This is a genomic window from Pseudomonas sp. GD03903, from assembly GCF_029840045.1.
In the GTDB taxonomy this organism is placed as follows: Bacteria; Pseudomonadota; Gammaproteobacteria; order Pseudomonadales; family Pseudomonadaceae; genus Pseudomonas; species Pseudomonas pseudonitroreducens.
In genome coordinates this window covers 1-19,400 of record NZ_JAOCBT010000018.1, presented here as the reverse complement: position 1 = coordinate 19,400, position 19,400 = coordinate 1, and the positions used below count along the sequence as shown (strand labels likewise).

Annotated in this window: 16 protein-coding genes and 1 pseudogene; 14 read left to right on the top strand and 3 right to left on the bottom strand. The window is 60.3% G+C overall.

The window, feature by feature from the left end; translation table 11 throughout:
* Nucleotides 1-5: 5 nt before the first annotated feature.
* From N5C91_RS23470 to N5C91_RS23430, 9 genes are all read left to right on the top strand, one after another.
* A complete protein-coding gene (locus tag N5C91_RS23470; protein WP_279832355.1) occupies nucleotides 6-836 on the top strand; it encodes a hypothetical protein in 831 nt (276 codons plus the stop codon).
* Nucleotides 836-1,729 (top strand): hypothetical protein, encoded by an 894-nt coding sequence (locus tag N5C91_RS23465; protein ID WP_279832354.1) that lies wholly within the window; start codon nucleotides 836-838, stop codon nucleotides 1,727-1,729. The genes N5C91_RS23470 and N5C91_RS23465 overlap by 1 nt, the downstream gene beginning before the upstream one ends.
* Nucleotides 1,730-1,776: 47 nt before the next feature.
* Complete coding sequence (locus N5C91_RS23460; RefSeq protein WP_279832353.1) at nucleotides 1,777-3,435, top strand: hypothetical protein; 1,659 nt, start codon at nucleotides 1,777-1,779, stop codon at nucleotides 3,433-3,435.
* Nucleotides 3,425-4,246, top strand: coding sequence for a phage BR0599 family protein (locus N5C91_RS23455; RefSeq protein WP_279832350.1), 822 nt, complete (start codon nucleotides 3,425-3,427; stop codon nucleotides 4,244-4,246). Before N5C91_RS23460 ends, N5C91_RS23455 begins: the two co-directional genes overlap by 11 nt.
* Nucleotides 4,247-4,254: 8 nt before the next feature.
* Nucleotides 4,255-4,485: a hypothetical protein gene (locus tag N5C91_RS23450; RefSeq protein WP_279832349.1), complete on the top strand. Its 231-nt coding sequence runs from the start codon at nucleotides 4,255-4,257 to the stop codon at nucleotides 4,483-4,485.
* The gene (locus N5C91_RS23445) at nucleotides 4,482-4,697 is read left to right on the top strand and encodes a hypothetical protein (RefSeq protein WP_279832348.1); all 216 of its coding nucleotides are present in this window, start codon (nucleotides 4,482-4,484) and stop codon (nucleotides 4,695-4,697) included. Before N5C91_RS23450 ends, N5C91_RS23445 begins: the two co-directional genes overlap by 4 nt.
* On the top strand, nucleotides 4,687-7,572 hold the full coding sequence (locus tag N5C91_RS23440) for a LamG domain-containing protein (protein WP_279832346.1): 2,886 nt from the start codon (nucleotides 4,687-4,689) through the stop codon (nucleotides 7,570-7,572). The genes N5C91_RS23445 and N5C91_RS23440 overlap by 11 nt, the downstream gene beginning before the upstream one ends.
* Before the next feature lie 135 nt (nucleotides 7,573-7,707).
* Nucleotides 7,708-7,899: a Com family DNA-binding transcriptional regulator gene (locus N5C91_RS23435; protein WP_279832345.1), complete on the top strand. Its 192-nt coding sequence runs from the start codon at nucleotides 7,708-7,710 to the stop codon at nucleotides 7,897-7,899.
* Complete coding sequence (locus N5C91_RS23430; RefSeq protein ID WP_279832343.1) at nucleotides 7,869-8,663, top strand: DNA adenine methylase; 795 nt, start codon at nucleotides 7,869-7,871, stop codon at nucleotides 8,661-8,663. The genes N5C91_RS23435 and N5C91_RS23430 overlap by 31 nt, the downstream gene beginning before the upstream one ends.
* Before the next feature lie 163 nt (nucleotides 8,664-8,826).
* Here the strand turns inward: N5C91_RS23430 and N5C91_RS23425 are convergent, their stop codons facing one another.
* Together N5C91_RS23425 and N5C91_RS23420 are read right to left on the bottom strand one after the other, a co-directional pair.
* On the bottom strand, nucleotides 8,827-9,381 hold the full coding sequence (locus N5C91_RS23425; protein ID WP_279832340.1) for a GNAT family N-acetyltransferase: 555 nt from the start codon (nucleotides 9,379-9,381) through the stop codon (nucleotides 8,827-8,829).
* Between the two features lie 3 nt (nucleotides 9,382-9,384).
* On the bottom strand, nucleotides 9,385-10,089 hold the full coding sequence (locus tag N5C91_RS23420) for a response regulator (protein ID WP_054909344.1): 705 nt from the start codon (nucleotides 10,087-10,089) through the stop codon (nucleotides 9,385-9,387).
* 782 nt (nucleotides 10,090-10,871) lie between these two features.
* Between N5C91_RS23420 and N5C91_RS23415 the strand changes: the two genes are divergently transcribed.
* The 5 genes from N5C91_RS23415 to N5C91_RS23395 all read left to right on the top strand — a co-directional run bounded on the left by N5C91_RS23415 (nucleotide 10,872) and on the right by N5C91_RS23395 (nucleotide 18,872).
* On the top strand, nucleotides 10,872-13,760 hold the full coding sequence (locus tag N5C91_RS23415; protein ID WP_054909345.1) for a ribonucleoside-diphosphate reductase subunit alpha: 2,889 nt from the start codon (nucleotides 10,872-10,874) through the stop codon (nucleotides 13,758-13,760).
* Between the two features lie 332 nt (nucleotides 13,761-14,092).
* Entirely contained in the window at nucleotides 14,093-15,340 is a 1,248-nt protein-coding gene (locus N5C91_RS23410; RefSeq protein WP_045217833.1) for a ribonucleotide-diphosphate reductase subunit beta, read from the top strand.
* Nucleotides 15,341-15,465: 125 nt separating this feature from the next.
* Complete coding sequence (locus N5C91_RS23405) at nucleotides 15,466-17,271, top strand: NACHT domain-containing protein (protein WP_279832333.1); 1,806 nt, start codon at nucleotides 15,466-15,468, stop codon at nucleotides 17,269-17,271.
* A gap of 356 nt (nucleotides 17,272-17,627) precedes the next feature.
* Nucleotides 17,628-18,098, top strand: coding sequence for a Bro-N domain-containing protein (locus N5C91_RS23400; protein WP_279832331.1), 471 nt, complete (start codon nucleotides 17,628-17,630; stop codon nucleotides 18,096-18,098).
* Between the two features lie 633 nt (nucleotides 18,099-18,731).
* Nucleotides 18,732-18,872 carry a hypothetical protein gene (locus N5C91_RS23395; protein WP_279832328.1) on the top strand — a complete coding sequence of 47 codons (141 nt, stop codon included), beginning with the start codon at nucleotides 18,732-18,734 and terminating at the stop codon, nucleotides 18,870-18,872.
* A 446-nt stretch (nucleotides 18,873-19,318) separates the two neighbouring features.
* Here N5C91_RS23395 and N5C91_RS23390 read toward each other — a convergent pair.
* A pseudogene (locus N5C91_RS23390) lies at nucleotides 19,319-19,400 on the bottom strand (hydrolase); the annotation flags it as partial.

Below are 19,400 nucleotides of genomic sequence, written 5' to 3'. Positions count from 1 at the left end.
CGCATATGCCTCATTCAATCGACTATGTGGACAACGCGGGCGGTACGCTCGCCCACTACAACATGCTGCAACGGATCCGCGACTTCGCAGCGGACAATGGCTGGCAGATCCTCCGCTACAACACCGCGCCGGCCAACCGCGAGCTGATCATGAAGGCGCCTGGCCTGAGTGGGGAGGAAGAGATCTTCCTGGGCTTCCGTACCTATCAGAACGCCGACGCGGACTATTACAACCTGGCGGCCGGGGTGTTCACCGGCTACGTCGCTGGGAACGGCTTCGACACACAACCAGGTGCGGTGATCTCGGGCGTACCAGCCCACAACAATCGCATCGACTACTGGCTGACCATGAACGGCCAACGAATGATTCTGGCGATGAAGGTGGGGACGCCGGTTTACGAAACGGCCTACATCGGCAAGTTCCTGCCCTACGCCCGGCCGTCACAGTATCCGTATCCCGTGGTCTGCGGGGGCATGCTCAACGGTGCTGCAGCAACCCGCTTCAGCGATACCGCGCACTCCATGCCCTTCAAGGGCAATCGGGCCAACATGCGAATGCGCTTCAACGATGGCGCCTGGCGGCAGCCGGAGTGCTACCCCTGGAACAATGCCCAGCTAACAGGCACCACGCAGCAACGGGACACAGGGGCCAACTACAAGCCCTTGCCGGTCGTGCTCAGTGACGCCAACGGAATCTACGGTGAGCTGGATGGCGTGTTGTTCGTCACCGGCTTCAACAACGCGGTCGAGAACACTGCTGGCACTGACCTGGTCGTGATCCAGGACGTCGGCCGGACCGGCTTTGCCGATTACTACGCGATGAGGCTCGACTCCTGATGGCATACGACAGTGGTAGTGCTGGGGACCTCGCAGCCCTGCGCCAGGCGCTCTTTGACGCCTGCACCGCGAATGGCTGGCAGCTCCATGGCAATGTCCTGCACAAGGGCAATGTCTATGTAGAGGTCTTGATTCAGAGCGGTTTCCTGACTGTTCGCGGTGGAACCGGTATCGACGGCAGCAACAACCTGGTCGGTGGTGCTCTGCTTTATAGCCGCCTCGGGCCATTGGCGAGCCAGGCACTGACCTGGCCACTGGCCTACGAGGTATTCATAGGTACTGCGCCGGACGAGGTGTACCTGGTCGTCAGGTTCAACGTCGACTTCTACGAGTACCTGGCGTTCGGTGCGTCCTCGATCACTGGCTTGCCTGGCACCGGCAGCTGGTACTCCGCTTCGGTCGCCCAGACCTCCCAGTTCATCGCCATGTTTCCCTATGGCGGTGGGGCGCCCGGCAGCAACCTGCAGGCGCCGCCGGCCTTGTTCTACCTGACCGACTCCAGCTCACAGGGCGTCCTGCAGAACAGCTTCATTCACCACGGTTTCGACGCCAAGGACTGGAGCGGCTACCTGGTGGCGGATGGCGCCATCGCGGTGACCGCTGCTCAACCTCATATGCAGCGCCTGCCCAACGCATGGAACGCTGAGGGGGTGTTGCTGCCGATCCAGGTCTATGTACCTCGGCCGGAGAGCAAGGTCTCGATGGTCGCGGACCTTGCCCATGCGCGCTACACCCGAATCGACAACTACGACCCAGGGCAGGTGGTGCCGTTGGGGCCTGATCGCTGGAAGGTGTTCCCCTGGTTCCGCAAGAACGTGCCTTCACGCGATGGCGGAACGGGTCTTACCCATTCCGGCACCATGGGCTGGGCCGTTCGCTACGACGGGCCTTGAACATGGCGAATCTCGCTATTCAGTCAGTCCGCTCACCTGCAGGCGGCATGATCAATGGCAACCTCGGCTCCTTCTTCGACGGATTCGAGGTGTCCTATTGGCCGCCGGAAACAGTAAAAGTCCCCCGCGCCAGGCAGGAGGCGATGATTTCGCAGCTGCCTGTCTCGGCAGCACCTCGCGCTATCCAGGCGCAAGCAGCGCGGAGCTATGTTGGTGACTACTACGACCGGGTCCATATCGTCCCGGTGCGCCTCGATCTTGGAAACGTAGTTTCGACCCAAGTCACGACGATCCAGGTGTGGAACGCCTGGCGAGTTGCGCGGACGCTGGAAGACATCACCGGTACCGACCCTGGGCTGCAGGTCAGTGGCCAGTCTGAACCGCCAGTGCTGTTCAAGGCGCTGAAGGAGCTGTCCTGGCAGTTGAGCGTCACTCCCGACGGCCAGCCGGTGCTGGATGCCAGCGTGGCCTGGGTCTTTGATAACGACGAGCAGCCGGCTGTCCGAGTAACCGCAAACCGCATCATCGCCTGGAGCTTCGCTCCCGATTGGGGCGACAGCGTGATCGAGCGCCTCAGCGCGCTGACCGATGTGCTGCAGAGCGAGTCAGGAGCGGAGCAGCGCCGCGCCTTGCGCCTCGCACCGCGTCGCGAGTTCGAAGCGCAGATGTATGCCGAAGACCGCGAGCGGCAGCTCCTCGATCTGGCCCTGTACGGCTGGAGCGGGCGGATCTGGGCAATGCCGGTATGGCCCGACGTGCAGCTACTCACCCAGCCAGTCGCCGCCGGCGCGCTTCGAATCAACTGCAGCACCGCCTACCTGGACTTCGTCCAGGGCGGCATGGTGATGCTGCGGGGCGAGTCCGCATTCAACTATGAGGTGGTCCAGGTCAAGGCGATCGACAGTACCGGACTGGATTTGCTGCGCCCGACTCAGCAAGCCTGGCGGAGAGGTACCCGGCTGTATCCGGCCCGAGGCGCCCAACTGATGGAGCAACCCTCGCTCACTCGACTGACCGACCGTGCCCAGGGTGCCAAGGTCCACTTCCTGGTCATGGAAGCCTGCTACTGGCCCGAAGTACTTCCCAGCACCCAGTACCGCGGTCGGCCCGTTCTTGAGGAGCGCCCGGACGAAAGCGAAGACCTCACCAGCACCGTAGAGCGGATCCAGCTGCAGCTGGACAGTGCGCTCGCCATGCCGAGAGTGACCGAATTGGCCGATCGGCCATTTCCTGTAACGGGTTACCGCTGGCTGGACCTCGGTCGAGCGCGCCGTTCGGCCTGGCGCTCGCTCGTTCACGGACTGCGCGGCCGGCAAACCGCAGTCTGGGTACCCACCCATGCCGACGACCTGACGCTGGTGAACCAGGTCAACGATCTCTCCACCACGATGGACGTGACGAACGTGGGCTACACCCGCTTTGCCAGCGCGCGTCCGGGCCGCCGTGACATTCGCATTGAGCTGCGCGACGGCTCGGTCTTTCACCGGCGCATCCTCAACTCCACAGAACTGGACTCGGAGACCGAACGGCTCGCCATCGACGTCAGCCTCGGCCGCCTGGTCCTGCCAAGCCAGGTCTCCCGTATCTGCTGGATGGCCTTGAGCCGTGGCAGCAGCGATGTCGTCGAGATCGAACACATCACCGATAGCGAAGGCCTGGCCAGCAGCGCGATCACTTTCCGCGGAGTACCCGACGATGAGCTTTGATGCACGCGAGAAGTCGCTCGCCCTGGGCCAGCCGGTGCGGCTGTACCAGTTCAGCTGGGGCGTTCTGCGCTGGAGCTACAACACCAGCAGCGCGGACCTCACCTGGAACAACCAACTCTTTCGCAGCGTGGTCGGGGGCATCATCGACTCTGGCATCGTCCAGTCAGGCGATCCCGAGGCGGACAAGATGACTATCACCGCTCCTGGTGATCTGGAAGTAGCCCAGCTCTACCGCGGCACTCCTCCGAGCGATGAAATCGGGCTGGTGATCTACGACCTGCATTGGGGCGACAGCGAGGCGCTGGTCAGCTGGATGGGATCGATCGCCTCGGTCAACTGGCCCAAGGTCGACACCGCGAGCATCACCTGTCTGAGCATCGACGCCATGCTCGAGCAGCCTGGCCTGACCGAGACCTACTCCAAAACCTGCCTCGCTGTCCTGGGCGACGGTCGCTGCAAGGTCGCGCTGAGCAACTACCTGGTCGTCGGTCAGATTCAGGGCATGACCGGCTCCGCAGTTACGGCTGGGGCTGCCGGAGCTTATCCAGATGGATGGTTCACGGGAGGTTACGTGGAGTGGGCGATGGGTAGCGGCAACTACAACCGCCGCCATGTAGAACTGCATACCAGCGATCAACTGGTGATGCTCGGTGGCACCTCCGGCATGCCTTCATCTGGCGCACTGCGTCTATATCCAGGCTGCAACGGGCTGATCAGCACCTGCCAGGGCAAGTTCGGCAACAAGGACAACTTCCGGGGGGAGCCCTATCTGCAGGGCGAATCTCCCTTTGACGGCAACCAGGTTTGGTGAGGTAAACCATGTGGGTTCAACTCGTAATTATGGTCGCGTGCTACGTACTCAGTACGGCACTGGCCCCCAAGCCCAAGGCCCCCAAGCCCACGGCCTTCGAGGACATCGACTTTCCGCTCTGCGAGGAAGGCGAAAGCAAGGGCGCGGTGTTCGGTCAATGCTGGACCGAGGGCTGGTTTGTCCTGACGGTCGGGCGCTACCGAACCAAGGCGATCCGCACCGAGGGGTCGAAGAAGTGATCGTGACTATCCAGCACCTGCACTCAGTGCCCACTTGGAACGGCCGCCAAGGCTTCTGCCACCGCCAAGCACGAGAGTTCTTCGCCGAGCACGATCTCGACTGGCTGGACTTCGTTCAGAACGGCATCGCCGAGGAGTTGCTCATCGCCACAGGCGATGCGCTGGCCATCTACGTCGTCGAGCATGCGCGGGAGTGTGGTGATGGGAACTAAGAACAAGGCTCAGACCGTAGGCTATCGCTACTCCTTTGACATCCATTTCGGTCTCGGCCTGCCGCTGGATGAGATCTGCGAGATCCAAGCGAGCGACAAGACAGCCTGGAAGGGCTCTATCACCGCCAACGGGCAGATCCGCATCAATGCGCCGAACCTGTTCGGCGGTGACAAAGGCGAAGGCGGTCTGGACGGTACGCTGGACGTGATGTTCGGCGAAGAGGACCAGGCGCCAGTAGCGAAGCTGGTCTCAATGCTGGGCGGTGTCGTGCCAGGCTTCCGGGGAATCACCACAGCTTTTTATTCCGGCCTGGTCACTTCCATGAACCCTTACCCGAAGCCCTGGAAAATTTTGCGCCGTGGCGGGAATCGTCTGTGGGACAACGGCGCCGCCTGGTATCCGGAGAAGCAATTCATTTGGCTGGCCGACGGCAAGATCAAGGCCATGAACCCCGCCCACATTCTCTATCTGATGTACACCGGCAGCCGGTTCCGCGGCCTGCCGCGCACCCGCATGGATGACGCAGCCTGGCGGGCCGCCGCCGACAAGCTGTACGACGAGCAGCTCGGGCTGTGCCTGGAGTGGAAGCGCTCGGACACGTTCAAGACCTTCCGTGATAGCGTCCTGGCCCATATCAGCGCCGAGGTCTATCTCGACCGCCGCCAGGCGTTGATCAGCATCCGTCTACTGCGAGACGACTACGACGTCACCAGCCTGCCGTTGTTCGATGAGGACTCAGGTCTACTGGAGATCACCAGAGACGAGGCCAGCAGCAACGACGGCAGCTCGGTACCGAGCATCATGGTGGTCAAGTACGTCGACGCGATCGACGGGAAGTCCAAGCAGGTCAAGGGCGTGAACAGTGCAGTGGCCGCCCGCGATGGCGGGCAGACCGTTGAAGCCAAGGACTATCCAGGCGCCCCGACTGGTGAAATCGCTGGCAGGCTTCTGCAGCGTGACCTGCGCATCGCCACCTCCGGGCTGAAGCGATATAAGGTCGTGCTCGATCGCCGCGGCCGCGACCTGAACCCTGGTCAGCCTTTCCGCATTCGTTCTCTGAAGCGCGGCATTGGTGAGGTGATCGTCCGTGTGGGCCGGTTCGAGGATGGCACGCTCACCGATGGCCGGATCACCATCACCGCGCTCCAGGACGTCTTCGGCCTGCCCGTTGCGTCATATATAGCCGTGCCGCCGGTGGGCTGGCTGCCACCGGACCGTGAGCCTAGAGCAGTGATCACGCGCCGTCTGTTCGAGGTTCCGTACCGCGAGCTTGCTGGCGTGGTTGACCCGGCAAACCTGGCCAGCATCGGCCCCACTCAGGCCTGGCTGGCCGCAATCGCCGAGGCACCCACCTCGATGTCGATGAGCTATTCCATGACCGATCGTGTCGGCGCCACCGGCTCCTTCGTGGATCGCGGCGTTGCCGACTGGAGTCCGACCGGCCAGCTGGCCGCTCTCCTGCCCCAGGCCCCAGGCCCATCGGTCGTAACCCTGAGCAACTACAGCCGCCTCGAAGACATCACCGTTGGCATGGCGGCCATGGTCGACGACGAGATCGTTCGGGTCGACGCGGTGAACTACACCACGGCGGTGCTGACCCTGGCGCGCGGCTGCGCCGATACCCTGCCGGCGGCACACGCTGCTGGGGCCCGGATCTGGTTCTATGACAGCTTCGAGGCGGTCGATGAGACTTCCTACACCCAGGGCACCACGCTTCAGGCGAGGCTGCTAACGAACACCAGTATCGGCCAGCTCGATCCGGCCCTGGCCGGCATCGACAGCCTCACCTTCGTTGGTCGCCAGGGCCGACCGTATGCGCCTGGTCTTTTCCGGATTAACGGCAAGTCAGTGGGTGACTCGTCGATTACGGGGCCCTTGTCGGTGACCTGGGCGAACCGCAACCGCCTCAGCCAGGCCGACCAGTTGATCGATCACGCGGTTGGGAGCATCACCCTGGAGGCGGGGGCTACCACCAGTCTTAACGTTTACGGCGAGACCGATACGCTCATTCAATCGCTGACAGGGCTTACGGGTACGTCCTGGAGCTGGTCGGAGTCCGACGAGTCTGCCGCCTCTGGCCTTACGCTGGACGTGGACCTCGCTGGATTGGATGCTGCGATCCTGGCTGACGCTCCGTACTCCTACTACAAGCTGGATAGCGGCAGTGGTGCATCAGGCTCGCCCAATACCGTGGCGGTCGATTCTAGTGGCAACAGCCGCAACGGAACGTGGGTCGCCGGGGCCTTCGCCCAGAAGTACCTCGGTGTGCAGAGCGGGCGATTCCAGAGCTCCGGGCGGGTAACCATGCCGTCGGGGCTCGCCAACTGGTCGAATGGCATCAGCCTGTTTGCCCTTTGGCTGCCCAACTCGCAGAACTCATATGAGCGGATCCTGGACCTCAGCAATGGCCAGTCCAGCAACAACGTCACCTTCTCCAGGTTTGGTGCGGCAGCAGGTCTCTACTTCGGCTGGTTCGCCGGAAGTACGCAGGGGCCTTCAATTAATGGTGGCGCCGTCGTCCAGAACAAATGGAACCTGGTCGGCATCACCATGGGCTCGGATCGGGTTGCCAAGCTGTGGGTGAATGGCGTGGTGGTAGCCACCGCGACCCTCGCCAGCCTGCCCACGAACATCACCCGGACCGTCAACTACATCGGCGAGTCGCCGTGGGGCAACGCCACCAGCGCCGCGATCGCGAGCGTAGCTATCTTCGACAAGGGGATCAGCGATGCGCGGGCCGTCGCCTATTGGAATGCAGTGAAGGACCAGTTGAACAAGGCGAGGTTGAACAATCGGCTGCGTATTGAGGCCTGGACGGTCCGAGGCGGGATCAACAGCCTGCAGCGTTACAACCAGGAAGTCTTCAGGACATAAAGAGGGGCACCTGGTTCGTGTGCAGCAACACATGAACCAGGTGCCAACCAGCAGCGGATACCTGCAAGCCGGCCAAGGCCCCCCTGCTCTCGAGAGCCGGGCGAGCCTACCAAAATTGAAAAGGCTTTGCAGAGGATGAAAGAGATACGTTGTGGCGGCTGCAACCGCCTACTGGCCCGAGCGGGCCAATACGACCAGCTCCAGATCAAGTGCCCGCGCTGCGGCACCTTGAACCATCTGAAGGCCGAGAGCCTCCTGCTAGCGCCACAGAGCGCCCCATGCCGCCAGGAGGCATCATGTCCGCCCAACCCATCATCCCCTGGATAGGGGGCAAACGTCGGCTCGCCGACCGCATCTTCCCGCTGTTCCCTCGCCACTCCTGCTACGTTGAGCCGTTCGCAGGAGGGGCGGCTCTGTTCTTCCTCCGGCCGGTACCGGCCGAGGTGGAAGTCCTGAACGACGTCAACGGCGACCTGGTCAATCTGTACCGAGTCGTCCAACACCACCTGGAAGAGTTCGTCCGCCAGTTCAAATGGGCTCTCAGCTCGCGCCAGGTCTTCAAGTGGCTGCAGGAAACGCGCGTGGAGACCCTGACGGATATCCAGCGCGCGGCGCGCTTCTACTACCTGCAGCAGAGCGCCTTCGGTGGCCGTGTGGATGGCCAAAGCTACGGCACTGCGACCACGCAGCCGCCAGGCCTCAACCTGCTACGGATCGAGGAGGCGCTCTCAGCCGCTCATTTGCGCTTGAGCAGCACCTATATCGAACATCTGACCTGGCAGGACTGCCTGAAGCGCTACGATCGCGAGCACACCCTGTTCTACATGGATCCGCCGTACTGGGAGACAGAGGGCTACGGCGTGCCGTTCGGCTTCGAGCAGTACCTGGAGATGGCCCTCATGCTGAAGACCTTGAAGGGTAAGGCGATCATCAGCCTGAACGACCACCCGGATATCCGGAGCTGCTTTGCCGATTACCACATCGAGTCGACGGACATCCGGTACACGGTCGGCGGTGGCAAGGGAAGTGATGCGAGGGAGGTGCTGATCTTCAGCTGGGATATCCAGGCGGAACCCGCCGGGCTATTCTGAAATTCCTTTTCCACCAATGAAAGGAACGCCGCGCTAGGTTTACCGCGCTTCAGGGCGACGAATTTCGCGCGGCGCTACAACAAGAGCGAACCGGCAGCCAGCACGGACGGCCCCCTCTCCCCCCGGGAGAGGGCTGGGGTGAGGGCCAGCCCGAGCGCAATACTCACCCGGCCTCCCCAGCATTGAGCAACCCGTAGTAATCCAGGCTGACGAACGCGCCGTCCTTCACCTCGCACTCGCGGCGCCGCCCCTCCAGCATGAACCCCTGGCGCAGCAGCAAGCGGCCGCTGGCGAGGTTCTCCGACTCCACCTCGGCCTCGATGCGGTGCACGTGCATGTCGCGGAAGGCGTGGCGGCAGATCAGCGGCAGGCATTCGCTCATCACGCCCTGCCGCCAGTGCTCGGGCAGCAGCCAGTAGCCCAGCTCCAGGCAGCGATGTTCCTGCTGCCAGTTATTGAAGCCGCAACCGCCGACGATTTCTTCCGGCGCTTCCGGCCGGCAGATTGCCCACCAGATACCACTGCCTTCCTTATGCAGGCGCGCGAACCACTCCATCTGCTCGCGGGTGGCCTCCAGCGTCGTGTAGGAGACGCCGTAGTAGCGGATCACCTCGGGATGCGACAGCGCGCGGAATACCGCCGGCTGGTCGGCATCGGTGAAGGCGCGCAGGCGGAAGCGCTCGCCGTGCAGCTCGGGGAACGGTGGCACGGCGCTCACGGCTCAGAGCTCCCCGACGAACAGGTAGCCCTTGCTGCGCACCGTCTTGATCAGGCGCGGGTGCATCGGGTCGTCGCCGATCTTCGGGCGGATGCGCGAGATGCGCACGTCGATGGAGCGGTCCTGGCCGTCGTACTCGATGCCGCGCAGGGAGTTGAAGATTTCCTCGCGGGAGAGGATGCGCCCGGCATTGGCCGCCAGCAGCCAGAGCAGGTCGAACTCGGCGCTGGTCAACTCGATGGTCTGCTCGTCCAGCCAGGCCTCGCGCATGGCATTGTCGATCACCAGCTTGCCGAAGGTCAGGCGCTTGCCGGCAACGGCCGGTACGGCCTCGGCCGGCTCGCTGCGCCGCAGCAGGGCGCGGATGCGCGCCAGCAGCACGCGTGGGCGCACCGGCTTGCACACGTAGTCGTCGGCGCCCATCTCCAGGCCCTGCACCTGGTCCATGTCGTCGGTGCGCGCGGTGAGCATCAGGATCGGCCCATCGTAGTCCGGGCGCAGGCGCTTGCAGATGGACAGCCCATCCTCGCCCGGCAGCATCAGGTCGAGCACCACCAGGTCCGGCCGCTCGGCCAGCACCCGCTCCACCGCCTTGCCGCCATGGGACTCGATGGACACCGCCAGGCCGTTGCTCTCCAGGTAATCCTGGGTCAGCTCGGCCAGTCGCTGGTCGTCCTCGACGATGAGAATGCGCGCTTCTTGTTCCACCTTGCCTCCTGATGCGCCATAAGCGAGCGCGGGCATCCTTACTAATAGAGAGTAACTAGAGAGCCCGCAAAAGCGGCCGGCATTGTAGCCAGATTGCCAGCCCTGCGGCACGCCAGCGGCGTAAGCAGGCATTGCGCGAAAAGGTCAAGGGCTGCTGCGACAGAAACACTACATCTTGTGGTAGTGTTCCTCCCCGCGCAGCGCCCCTGACGCGTATGAAAAATCTCTCACCAACTACGACGAACGGTGAAAGGCAGACAGCATCAGGGATAGCGCGAGTTACCCCGCTTCACCCACATTTCATGCACATTTTATCCACAGCTTTTCCCCGACGCCCCGCCTTGCAAACACCCCCATAGCGCATTATCTTGTATCCCCGTTGCGGTATACCCCTACATCTTGGGGTTGCCACTACGAACCGGACACAAGAAGAAAGTCGAAATCCCGAGCCTGTTCCACGGCTCCTCCGGTTCCACCACAACGTATTCCAGACGTACTGATGTGCCACGCGGCCCTGCCCGCAAGGAGCGATTCATGTCGATGGAAATGCGGTACGGGTGTTGCAACGTAACGTTCAACACCACTAGGTATTGTGGTCCCGGCCCGTAAAGCCGGCACCCGAGTTGGGCCAGGGAGGCGCTTCGGGTCATTCCCCCTGTTCCAGAAGAATTCCAGCTTGCGGCTGCACCCGCGAGCCACCGCTCTTTTTGCTCTTTGTTTCTGAGAATGGCGCCCCTGGCGTCGGCAACAAACCCATTACGAGAACGTGGAGACAACCACCCATGCAAATCGACACCACTCGCGAGAACCCGCAGGCCAACGCGCCGCAGGCCGCCGAATCCGCACAGGATCTGGCCGCCACTGCGCCCGGCCAGCTGCGTGTGATCAAGCGCAACGGCACCGTAGTTCCCTACACCGATGACAAGATCACCGTAGCCATTACCAAGGCGTTCCTCGCCGTGGAAGGCGGCACTGCCGCCGCCTCGTCGCGCATCCATGAGACCGTGCGCCGCCTGACCGAGCAGGTCACCGCGACCTTCAAGCGCCGCATGCCCTCCGGTGGCACCATCCACATCGAAGAAATCCAGGACCAGGTCGAACTGTCCCTGATGCGCGCCGGCGAGCAGAAAGTCGCCCGCGACTACGTGATCTACCGCGAAGCCCGCGCCAACGAGCGCAAGACCGCCGGCAACGCCAGCGACATCGCCCAGCCGCACCCGAGCATCCGCATCACCAAAGCCGACGGCAGCACCCAGCCGCTGGACATGGGCCGCCTGCAGACCATCATCCGCGAAGCCTGCGAAGGCCTGGCCGAAGTCGATGGCAGCCTGATCGAACGCGAAACCCTGAAGAACCTGTACGACGGCGTCGCCGAGAAGGACGTCAACACCGCCCTGGTGATGACCGCCCGTACCCTGGTCGAGCGCGAGCCGAACTACTCCTACGTCACCGCCCGCCTGCTGATGGACACCCTGCGCGCCGAAGCGCTGGGCTTCCTCGGCGTCGCCGAGAGCGCCACTCACCACGAGATGGCCGACCTCTACGCCAAGGCCCTGGCCGCCTACGTCGAGAAGGGCTCCGAGTTCGAGCTGATCGACAGCAAGCTCAAAGGCTACGACCTGGCCAAGCTGGGCGCCGCGATCAACCACGAGCGCGACCAGCAGTTCACCTACCTCGGCCTGCAGACCCTGTACGACCGCTACTTCATCCACAAGGACGGCATCCGTTTCGAACTGCCGCAGGTCTTCTTCATGCGCGTGGCCATGGGCCTGGCCATCGAAGAGAAGGATCGTGAAGCTCGCGCCATCGAGTTCTACAACTTGCTCTCGTCGTTCGACTACATGTCGTCGACCCCGACCCTGTTCAACGCCGGCACCCTGCGTCCGCAGCTGTCCTCCTGCTACCTGACCACCGTGCCGGATGACCTGTCGGGCATCTACAACGCGATCCACGACAACGCCATGCTGTCGAAATTCGCCGGTGGCCTGGGCAACGACTGGACTCCGGTGCGCGCACTGGGCTCCTACATCAAGGGCACCAACGGCAAGTCCCAGGGCGTCGTCCCCTTCCTGAAAGTGGTGAACGACACCGCCGTCGCCGTGAACCAGGGTGGCAAGCGCAAGGGCGCCGTCTGCGCCTACCTGGAAACCTGGCACCTGGACATCGAGGAATTCCTCGAGCTGCGCAAGAACACCGGTGACGACCGTCGCCGTACCCACGACATGAACACCGCGAACTGGATTCCGGACCTGTTCATGAAGCGCGTCTTCGACGACGGCAAGTGGACCCTGTTCTCCCCGTCCGAAGTACCGGACCTGCACGATCTGACCGGCAAGGCCTTCGAAGAGCGCTACGAGTATTACGAAGCCCTGACCGAGTACAACAAGATCAAGGTGTTCAAGGTCGTCCAGGCCAAAGACCTGTGGCGCAAGATGCTCTCCATGCTCTTCGAGACCGGCCACCCGTGGCTGACCTTCAAGGACCCGTGCAACCTGCGCAGCCCGCAGCAGCACGTGGGCGTCGTGCACAGCTCGAACCTGTGCACCGAGATCACCCTGAACACCAACAAGGACGAGATCGCGGTCTGCAACCTGGGCTCGATCAACCTGGTCAACCACATCGTCGACGGCAAGCTGGACACCGCCAAGCTCGAGAAGACCGTGAAGACCGCCGTGCGCATGCTCGATAACGTTATCGACATCAACTACTACTCGGTCCCGCAGGCTCGCAACTCGAACCTCAAGCACCGCCCGGTAGGCCTGGGCATCATGGGCTTCCAGGACGCGCTGTACCTGCAGCACATCGCCTACGGCTCGGACGCTGCCATCGAGTTCGCCGACAAGTCCATGGAAGCGGTGAGCTACTTTGCCATCCAGGCTTCCTGTGACCTGGCCGACGAGCGTGGCGCCTACGAGACCTTCGACGGCTCCCTGTGGTCCAAGGGCATCCTGCCGCTGGACTCGCAGCAGATCCTCATCGAAGCCCGTGGCCAGAAGTACATCGACGTCGACCTGACCGAATCCCTCGACTGGGCTCCGGTACGTGCTCGCGTACAGAAAGGCATCCGTAACTCGAACATCATGGCCATCGCGCCGACCGCGACCATCGCCAACATCACCGGCGTATCGCAGTCCATCGAGCCGACCTACCAGAACCTGTACGTGAAATCGAACCTCTCCGGCGAGTTCACCGTGATCAACCCCTACCTGGTTCGCGACCTCAAGGCGCGCGGCCTGTGGGACCCGGTCATGGTCAACGACCTGAAGTACTACGACGGCTCCGTGCAGCAGATCGAGCGCATCCCGCAAGACCTGAAAGACCTGTACGCCACCGCCTTCGAAGTCGAGACCAAGTGGATCGTCGACGCCGCCAGCCGCCGCCAGAAGTGGATCGATCAGGCCCAGTCCCTGAACCTCTACATCGCCGGCGCCTCGGGCAAGAAACTGGACGTGACCTACCGCATGGCGTGGTTCCGTGGCCTGAAAACCACCTACTACCTCCGTGCCCTGGCCGCCACCAGCACCGAGAAGTCCACCATCAACACCGGCAAGCTGAACGCCGTGTCCGCGGGTGGCAACGATGGCCTGCAAGCCGCAGCCGCCGAGCCGCAACCGGCTCCGGTTCCGCAAGCTTGCTCCATCGACAATCCGGACTGCGAAGCCTGCCAGTAATGGAGTAAGCGGTCCTCGGAACGGTCCGCGCGTCGTTGCCCGGCAGGTCGGCCCCCATCACGTACAGTCGTACGCTCAGGGGCTCCGACCTACCAGGCGCCTAGCGCGGCCTCGCTCCGAGGCACCGCCAGAACTGCGGAGTTTCAAAGTCCCCTCTCCCTCTGGGAGAGGGCTAGGGTGAGGGGCTCTTAAGGCCCCGCTCCCGCAGAACAACAGCCTCCTCCGCCCGCGATGATTCGCCAGCGGAAGACGCATAAGCTCTTAGCGTGCACACCACGCCATCAGACATCAGGCCGCCACAGAGCAGCCCACAGAACCAGGAGAGGAAGCCCATGCTGAGCTGGGACGAATTCGACAAAGAAGACGCCACCGAAGCCAAGGCCGCCCCGGCCGTCGCCCAGGCCGCCGCGCAGAACGCTGACAAACTCGACGCCGACGCCGCAGGCTCCGTCGAAGAAGCGCGCGCCGTATCCGCCAACGACTCCGACGCCGTCGCCCGCGCCAAGCAGGCCCTCGACGCCCTGGACATCCAGGAAGGCCTGGACGATCTCGAAGGCTCCGCCGCCCGCGTACAAGTCGGCGACAAGCAGATGATCAACGCCCGCGCCGACCTCAACCAGCTCGTACCCTTCAAGTACGACTGGGCCTGGCAGAAGTATCTGGATGGTTGCGCCAACCACTGGATGCCCCAGGAAGTGAACATGAACGCCGACATTGCCCTGTGGAAGAGCAAGGACGGCCTCAGCGAAGACGAGCGCCGCATCGTCATGCGCAACCTCGGCTTCTTCTCCACCGCCGACTCCCTGGTTGCCAACAACCTGGTGCTGGCCGTGTACCGCCTGATCACCAACCCCGAGTGCCGCCAGTACATCCTGCGCCAGGCCTTCGAGGAAGCGATCCACACCCACGCCTACCAGTACTGCATCGAATCCCTCGGCATGGATGAAGGCGAAATCTTCAACATGTACCACGAGATTCCTTCGGTCGCGAAGAAAGCCTCCTGGGGCCTGAAGTACACCCGCTCGATCTCCGATCCGAAGTTCGAAACCGGCACCCCGGAAACCGACCGCCAGTTCCTGCGCAACCTGATCGCCTACTACTGCGTCCTGGAAGGCATCTTCTTCTACTGCGGCTTCACCCAGATCCTCTCCATGGGCCGCCGCAACAAGATGACCGGCACCGCCGAGCAGTTCCAATACATCCTGCGCGACGAATCCATGCACCTGAACTTCGGCATCGACGTGATCAACCAGATCAAGATCGAAAACCCGCACCTGTGGGATGCCCAGATGAAGGACGAGGCCACCCAGATGATCCTCCAGGGCACCCAGCTGGAGATCGAATACGCACGCGACACCATGCCGCGCGGCGTACTGGGCATGAACGCGGCGATGATGGAGGACTACCTCAAGTTCATCGCCAACCGCCGCCTGACCCAGATCGGCCTCAAAGAGGAATACCCGGGCACCAGCAACCCGTTCCCGTGGATGAGCGAAATCATGGACCTGAAGAAGGAAAAGAACTTCTTCGAGACCCGCGTGATCGAGTACCAGACCGGCGGCGCGCTGAGCTGGGACTGACGGAAGTAGTAGCAAGACCGCAAGTCAAGACCATTAGAAACGCTGTAGACCGAAATGGATTTTTGGGGCAGTGATTAGAAAGCGAAAAGCCCCGCCTAGTGCGGGGCTTTTTATTAGGAGTAAAAATGGCAGCCATTGAGCTATCTGCAGCAGCAAAAATACTTAGCAAACCGATAAACGATCTATACGAGCTTGGAAAGGACCGATTCAAATCCCAATTACTTAAAGTAAAAACAACAGCGAACATAAACAAAATTCATAGAACAATTTCCGCAACCCACAAAGTAAAAACAATATGGCAGATAGACAAAGAGGTCAGCCTAAAATCATTCTACTACCCATCAAGCCTTATAATTGATGGAGTTCGCACAAACATAAATTCCATTAAAAAACTACCTGAAGAAACCAACATTGTCATTCAAGGGATAGTTGGCCAAGGTAAGTCCATATTTCTCCGCTACCTGAGCTACCAAGAGATAAGGATCGGATCAAGAATACCTGTATTCTTTGAGCTAAGAAGAATTGAGCCGGGAGAAACCTTAGACCTACACATCAGAAAGTCTCTTGATAACTTTGGATTCAACACATCCCAAGAGTCCGTCGACTTCTTGTATTCATCTGGAAAGATTGTACTTTTACTTGATGGATTTGACGAAATTTCAAGCGAAAAAGTAAGCAAAATAATCAATGAAATTGAAGGGCTCTCCGAAAAATACCCCGAACTAAAGATAGTTATATCCTCGCGTCCGGACAGCGGAATAGAGCGATCTCCTTACTTCAGAGTTTACAAACTATCACCACTCCAACAAGAGGAAATACCGGACTTTCTCTCAAAAATAAGCAACAACAAAGAAAAGTGCACCGAACTATCAGAAGCAATAAAAAGAAGCCCGAGCAACATTAAGGAACTACTCACAACCCCACTAATGGTAACACTGTTAGTGTTAGTTTATCGAGCCGAAAACAAGATCCCGGAGCAACTAGCGGATTTTTATGAAAACTTATTCTTAGTCCTTCTATCTCGCCATGACAAGTCGAAACCAGGATACATAAGAGAAAGGGCCACTGATTTAAACGAAAGAAAATTACAACAAGTTTTTGAAGCATTCTGCTACGTAACCAGGAAAAAAGAGCTTTCAACAATTCAGCAAATAGAAATGCACTCCGCCGCCGAGCAGGCCTTCAAATTAACTGCCACAACCTGCGACACACTTGACTTCATAAAGGATATAACAAAAGTATCAAACCTAATACTAGAAGAAGGATACACCTATCACTTCATCCACAAAAGCGTACAAGAATTCTATGCTGCAAGCTACATCAGAAGCCGGCCAGAGGAAACTTCTGCGGTTTTCTATTCAGCCATGATCTACTCCCAACATTATAAGTGGCGACAAGAAATTAGATTCCTTCAACAAATCGACACATACAGGTATACAAAATTCCTCTACATACCCAGCATGAGCGAAACACTAAATAGATATGACATCGACTCCTCTACCGCTTGGAAGCCCATGAGCGAAAGCCAAACAAGACTCTTCCTTGAAGACCTTGCAATAGTATTCCCAAAGGAAGACCCAAATTACGGTCCTCACTTTACACTTCAAAATATTCCATCTCAATACGCCGGCGACCAAATTATGAGCCGTATACTAGGCGGACTAATAGTCACCTCAGGAATGAAACTATCTATTGACGACGAACTTTCAACCCAACTAATCAATATGTCCAATAAAAACCCCGGCATATCGAAGACATCCGAAGAATTTAAGAACACTCATCTTCAGATGCCATTTTATGAATATCTAAAAGCCAAAGGAAAACTCCCTCGCGCGCGCACATTTATTGACAACAACTTCAAGGCACTTCACTTTGAACTATGTGAAAAAATAAAAAACATCTCACTTGAAGAGTGCTCCTTAGACTTCTAAGAAGTCGACCAAGTATAAATTGACCATTTAGCTTATTTTTTGTAGTCTCACGATCGGCGCCTAAGAAACGCCTTAAACCAGAGCGGTCCACCGCACCCGATAGCTTTTGCGGCTTTTTTGCACCCGTAGGTCTTACTACGTCCGCAAGAAAGGCACTCGCGCTGTCGGGAGTGGGCTAATACAAGACCCGCAAGGGGAATACGTCCGGCCCGTCTCTGGTGGGTTTCTTAGCTCCCGACTCCAATTACGCCCTAAGAAGCGACCAGAGGTAATGGATATGCCTTCCACCCCCAGCCTTCATCCCGAAGGCGCTTCGCTGTACCCGCCCTCTTCGACCTCCTTCCCGGAGGTGAGCCATGTCTGAAGAGGTCCTGATCCCCACCGAATTCGTCCGCCACAAGCGCCTGCTGCGCGCCGCGCTGCTGGAAGACCAGTGCTGGTTCTGCGCCCACGACCTGGGCCGGCTGATCGGTTCGCCCTATCTGGCCGAGCGCGTGGAGCGCAACCTGGACGACGATCAGTTCCGCCGTGCCTGGGTGCGCGATGGCAATGGCGAATACGTCGATGAGCTGCTGATCAGCGAATCGGGCGTCTATGCCGCGTTGATCCACTACTTCCATCCGGAGAATCGCAGCGTACGGCAGTGGTTGTCGCAGCAGGTGATTCCGACGTTGCGCGACCAGCACCGCACCGACCTGGGCGAACCGCGCCGGGAAATGCTGCGCGGGCCGACGGAGTCGCTGTCGGTGTTGAAGTGGCAAGGGGTGTTGTGGGTGCCGTATCGGCAGTGGCCGGAGCTGAGTGCCCGGCTGGAGGGTGGTGCGTAGGATGGTGTGGAGCGGAGCGATACCCATCGCTCTGCTCGCCCCGTCGCTGCGCTGATCTGCCGTAGGAGCGGACTTTGTCCGCGATGTGTTTGCCTGTGGTTAGGTGTTCAACGTCGCTTCGGCGTGCGCTCGGACTTTGTGTTTCGCCCCCTCGGGCGAGTCCCTTTTGGCAAACGCCCCAAAAGGAACCAAAAGGTCTCGCCCCTACATCCGGCTTTTCGCTTCGCGAAAAGTACCCTCGGTTCTTCGGAGTTTCAGGGGCCCGAACTAGGCGTCCCCCCGCGAAGGGCCATCCCTGGCCCATCGCCGCTCTCGCGACATCCATGTCGCTCAACCCCTGAAACTCCGATCACCTTCGGCCTCCTGAAAGGGGCACTCGGCGCGTGCGGCTGTTTCTCTGGAAAACTCACAAAAGCCAAAGCGAGAGCCGGGACCGGGCCGAAGCCGGCAACTTTGTAGGAGCGAGCTTGCTCGCGAATCGCACTCTGCCGCCGCTCGGCAATGGATTTGTCGGATGGGTCGGGCGGCGCTCCGCGAGATTGCGATGGCCATGCTGTCGGTGCGTGGGCATTGATGGGTATCGCTGCGCTCCACGCCATCCTACGTTCGTGCTCCGCCGTGACTTCGAGGTGGATGGAAACCCTGGAGACAAAGGAAAGCCGCTTCTGCGGAGAACGTATCCGCACAGCTTTGGCTTTGGCTTTGGCTTTGGCTTTGGCTTTGGCTTTGGCTTTGGCTTTGGCTTTGGCTTTGGCTTTGGCTTTGGCTCGATAAGTCTTCCAGAGAAACATCCGCACGCGCCGAATGCCCCGTTCAGGAGGCCTCGTTGAATTGAAGTTTCAGGGGTTGAGCGACATGGATGTCGCGAGAGCCACGATGGGCCAGGGATGGCCCGTCGTGGCGTGCCCCTGAAACTTCGGTTCAACGAGGGAATTTTTCGCCTAAGCGAAAAACCGGATGTCCGGGGCAAGCCTTCTTGGTTACTTCTTTGGCGTTTGAAAGAAGTAACTCGCCCGAGGGGGCGAAACGAGAAGTCCGAGCGCACGCCGAAGCGACGCAGGAAGCCAAGGCGCGAGGCGGGCACATCGCGGACGGAGTCCGCTCCTACGAACAGGCACCGTGCCACGGCATGTTCGCGAGCAAGCTCGCTCCTACAGGAGCCGAGCAAAGAAAAACCGGAGCATCTTCCGAAGCTCCGGTTTTTTCATTTCAGCGAGCTTTTACTTGCCAGCAGTCAGGGTGCTGTAGGCAGTGATCAGGTTCCGATAATCCGGAATGTGATTCGAGCACAGCGCCGCCAGT

Bases quoted from the DNA above. Each gene is read 5' to 3' on its own strand.
- N5C91_RS23470 (WP_279832355.1), top strand. From the start codon at position 6: ATGCCTCATTCAATCGACTATGTGGACAACGCGGGCGGTACGCTCGCC.
- N5C91_RS23465 (WP_279832354.1), top strand. From the start codon at position 836: ATGGCATACGACAGTGGTAGTGCTGGGGACCTCGCAGCCCTGCGCCAG.
- N5C91_RS23460 (WP_279832353.1), top strand. From the start codon at position 1,777: ATGATCAATGGCAACCTCGGCTCCTTCTTCGACGGATTCGAGGTGTCC.
- N5C91_RS23455 (WP_279832350.1), top strand. From the start codon at position 3,425: ATGAGCTTTGATGCACGCGAGAAGTCGCTCGCCCTGGGCCAGCCGGTG.
- N5C91_RS23450 (WP_279832349.1), top strand. From the start codon at position 4,255: ATGTGGGTTCAACTCGTAATTATGGTCGCGTGCTACGTACTCAGTACG.
- N5C91_RS23440 (WP_279832346.1), top strand. From the start codon at position 4,687: ATGGGAACTAAGAACAAGGCTCAGACCGTAGGCTATCGCTACTCCTTT.
- N5C91_RS23435 (WP_279832345.1), top strand. From the start codon at position 7,708: ATGAAAGAGATACGTTGTGGCGGCTGCAACCGCCTACTGGCCCGAGCG.
- N5C91_RS23430 (WP_279832343.1), top strand. From the start codon at position 7,869: ATGTCCGCCCAACCCATCATCCCCTGGATAGGGGGCAAACGTCGGCTC.
- N5C91_RS23415 (WP_054909345.1), top strand. From the start codon at position 10,872: ATGCAAATCGACACCACTCGCGAGAACCCGCAGGCCAACGCGCCGCAG.
- N5C91_RS23410 (WP_045217833.1), top strand. From the start codon at position 14,093: ATGCTGAGCTGGGACGAATTCGACAAAGAAGACGCCACCGAAGCCAAG.
- N5C91_RS23405 (WP_279832333.1), top strand. From the start codon at position 15,466: ATGGCAGCCATTGAGCTATCTGCAGCAGCAAAAATACTTAGCAAACCG.
- N5C91_RS23400 (WP_279832331.1), top strand. From the start codon at position 17,628: ATGTCTGAAGAGGTCCTGATCCCCACCGAATTCGTCCGCCACAAGCGC.
- N5C91_RS23395 (WP_279832328.1), top strand. From the start codon at position 18,732: ATGGAAACCCTGGAGACAAAGGAAAGCCGCTTCTGCGGAGAACGTATC.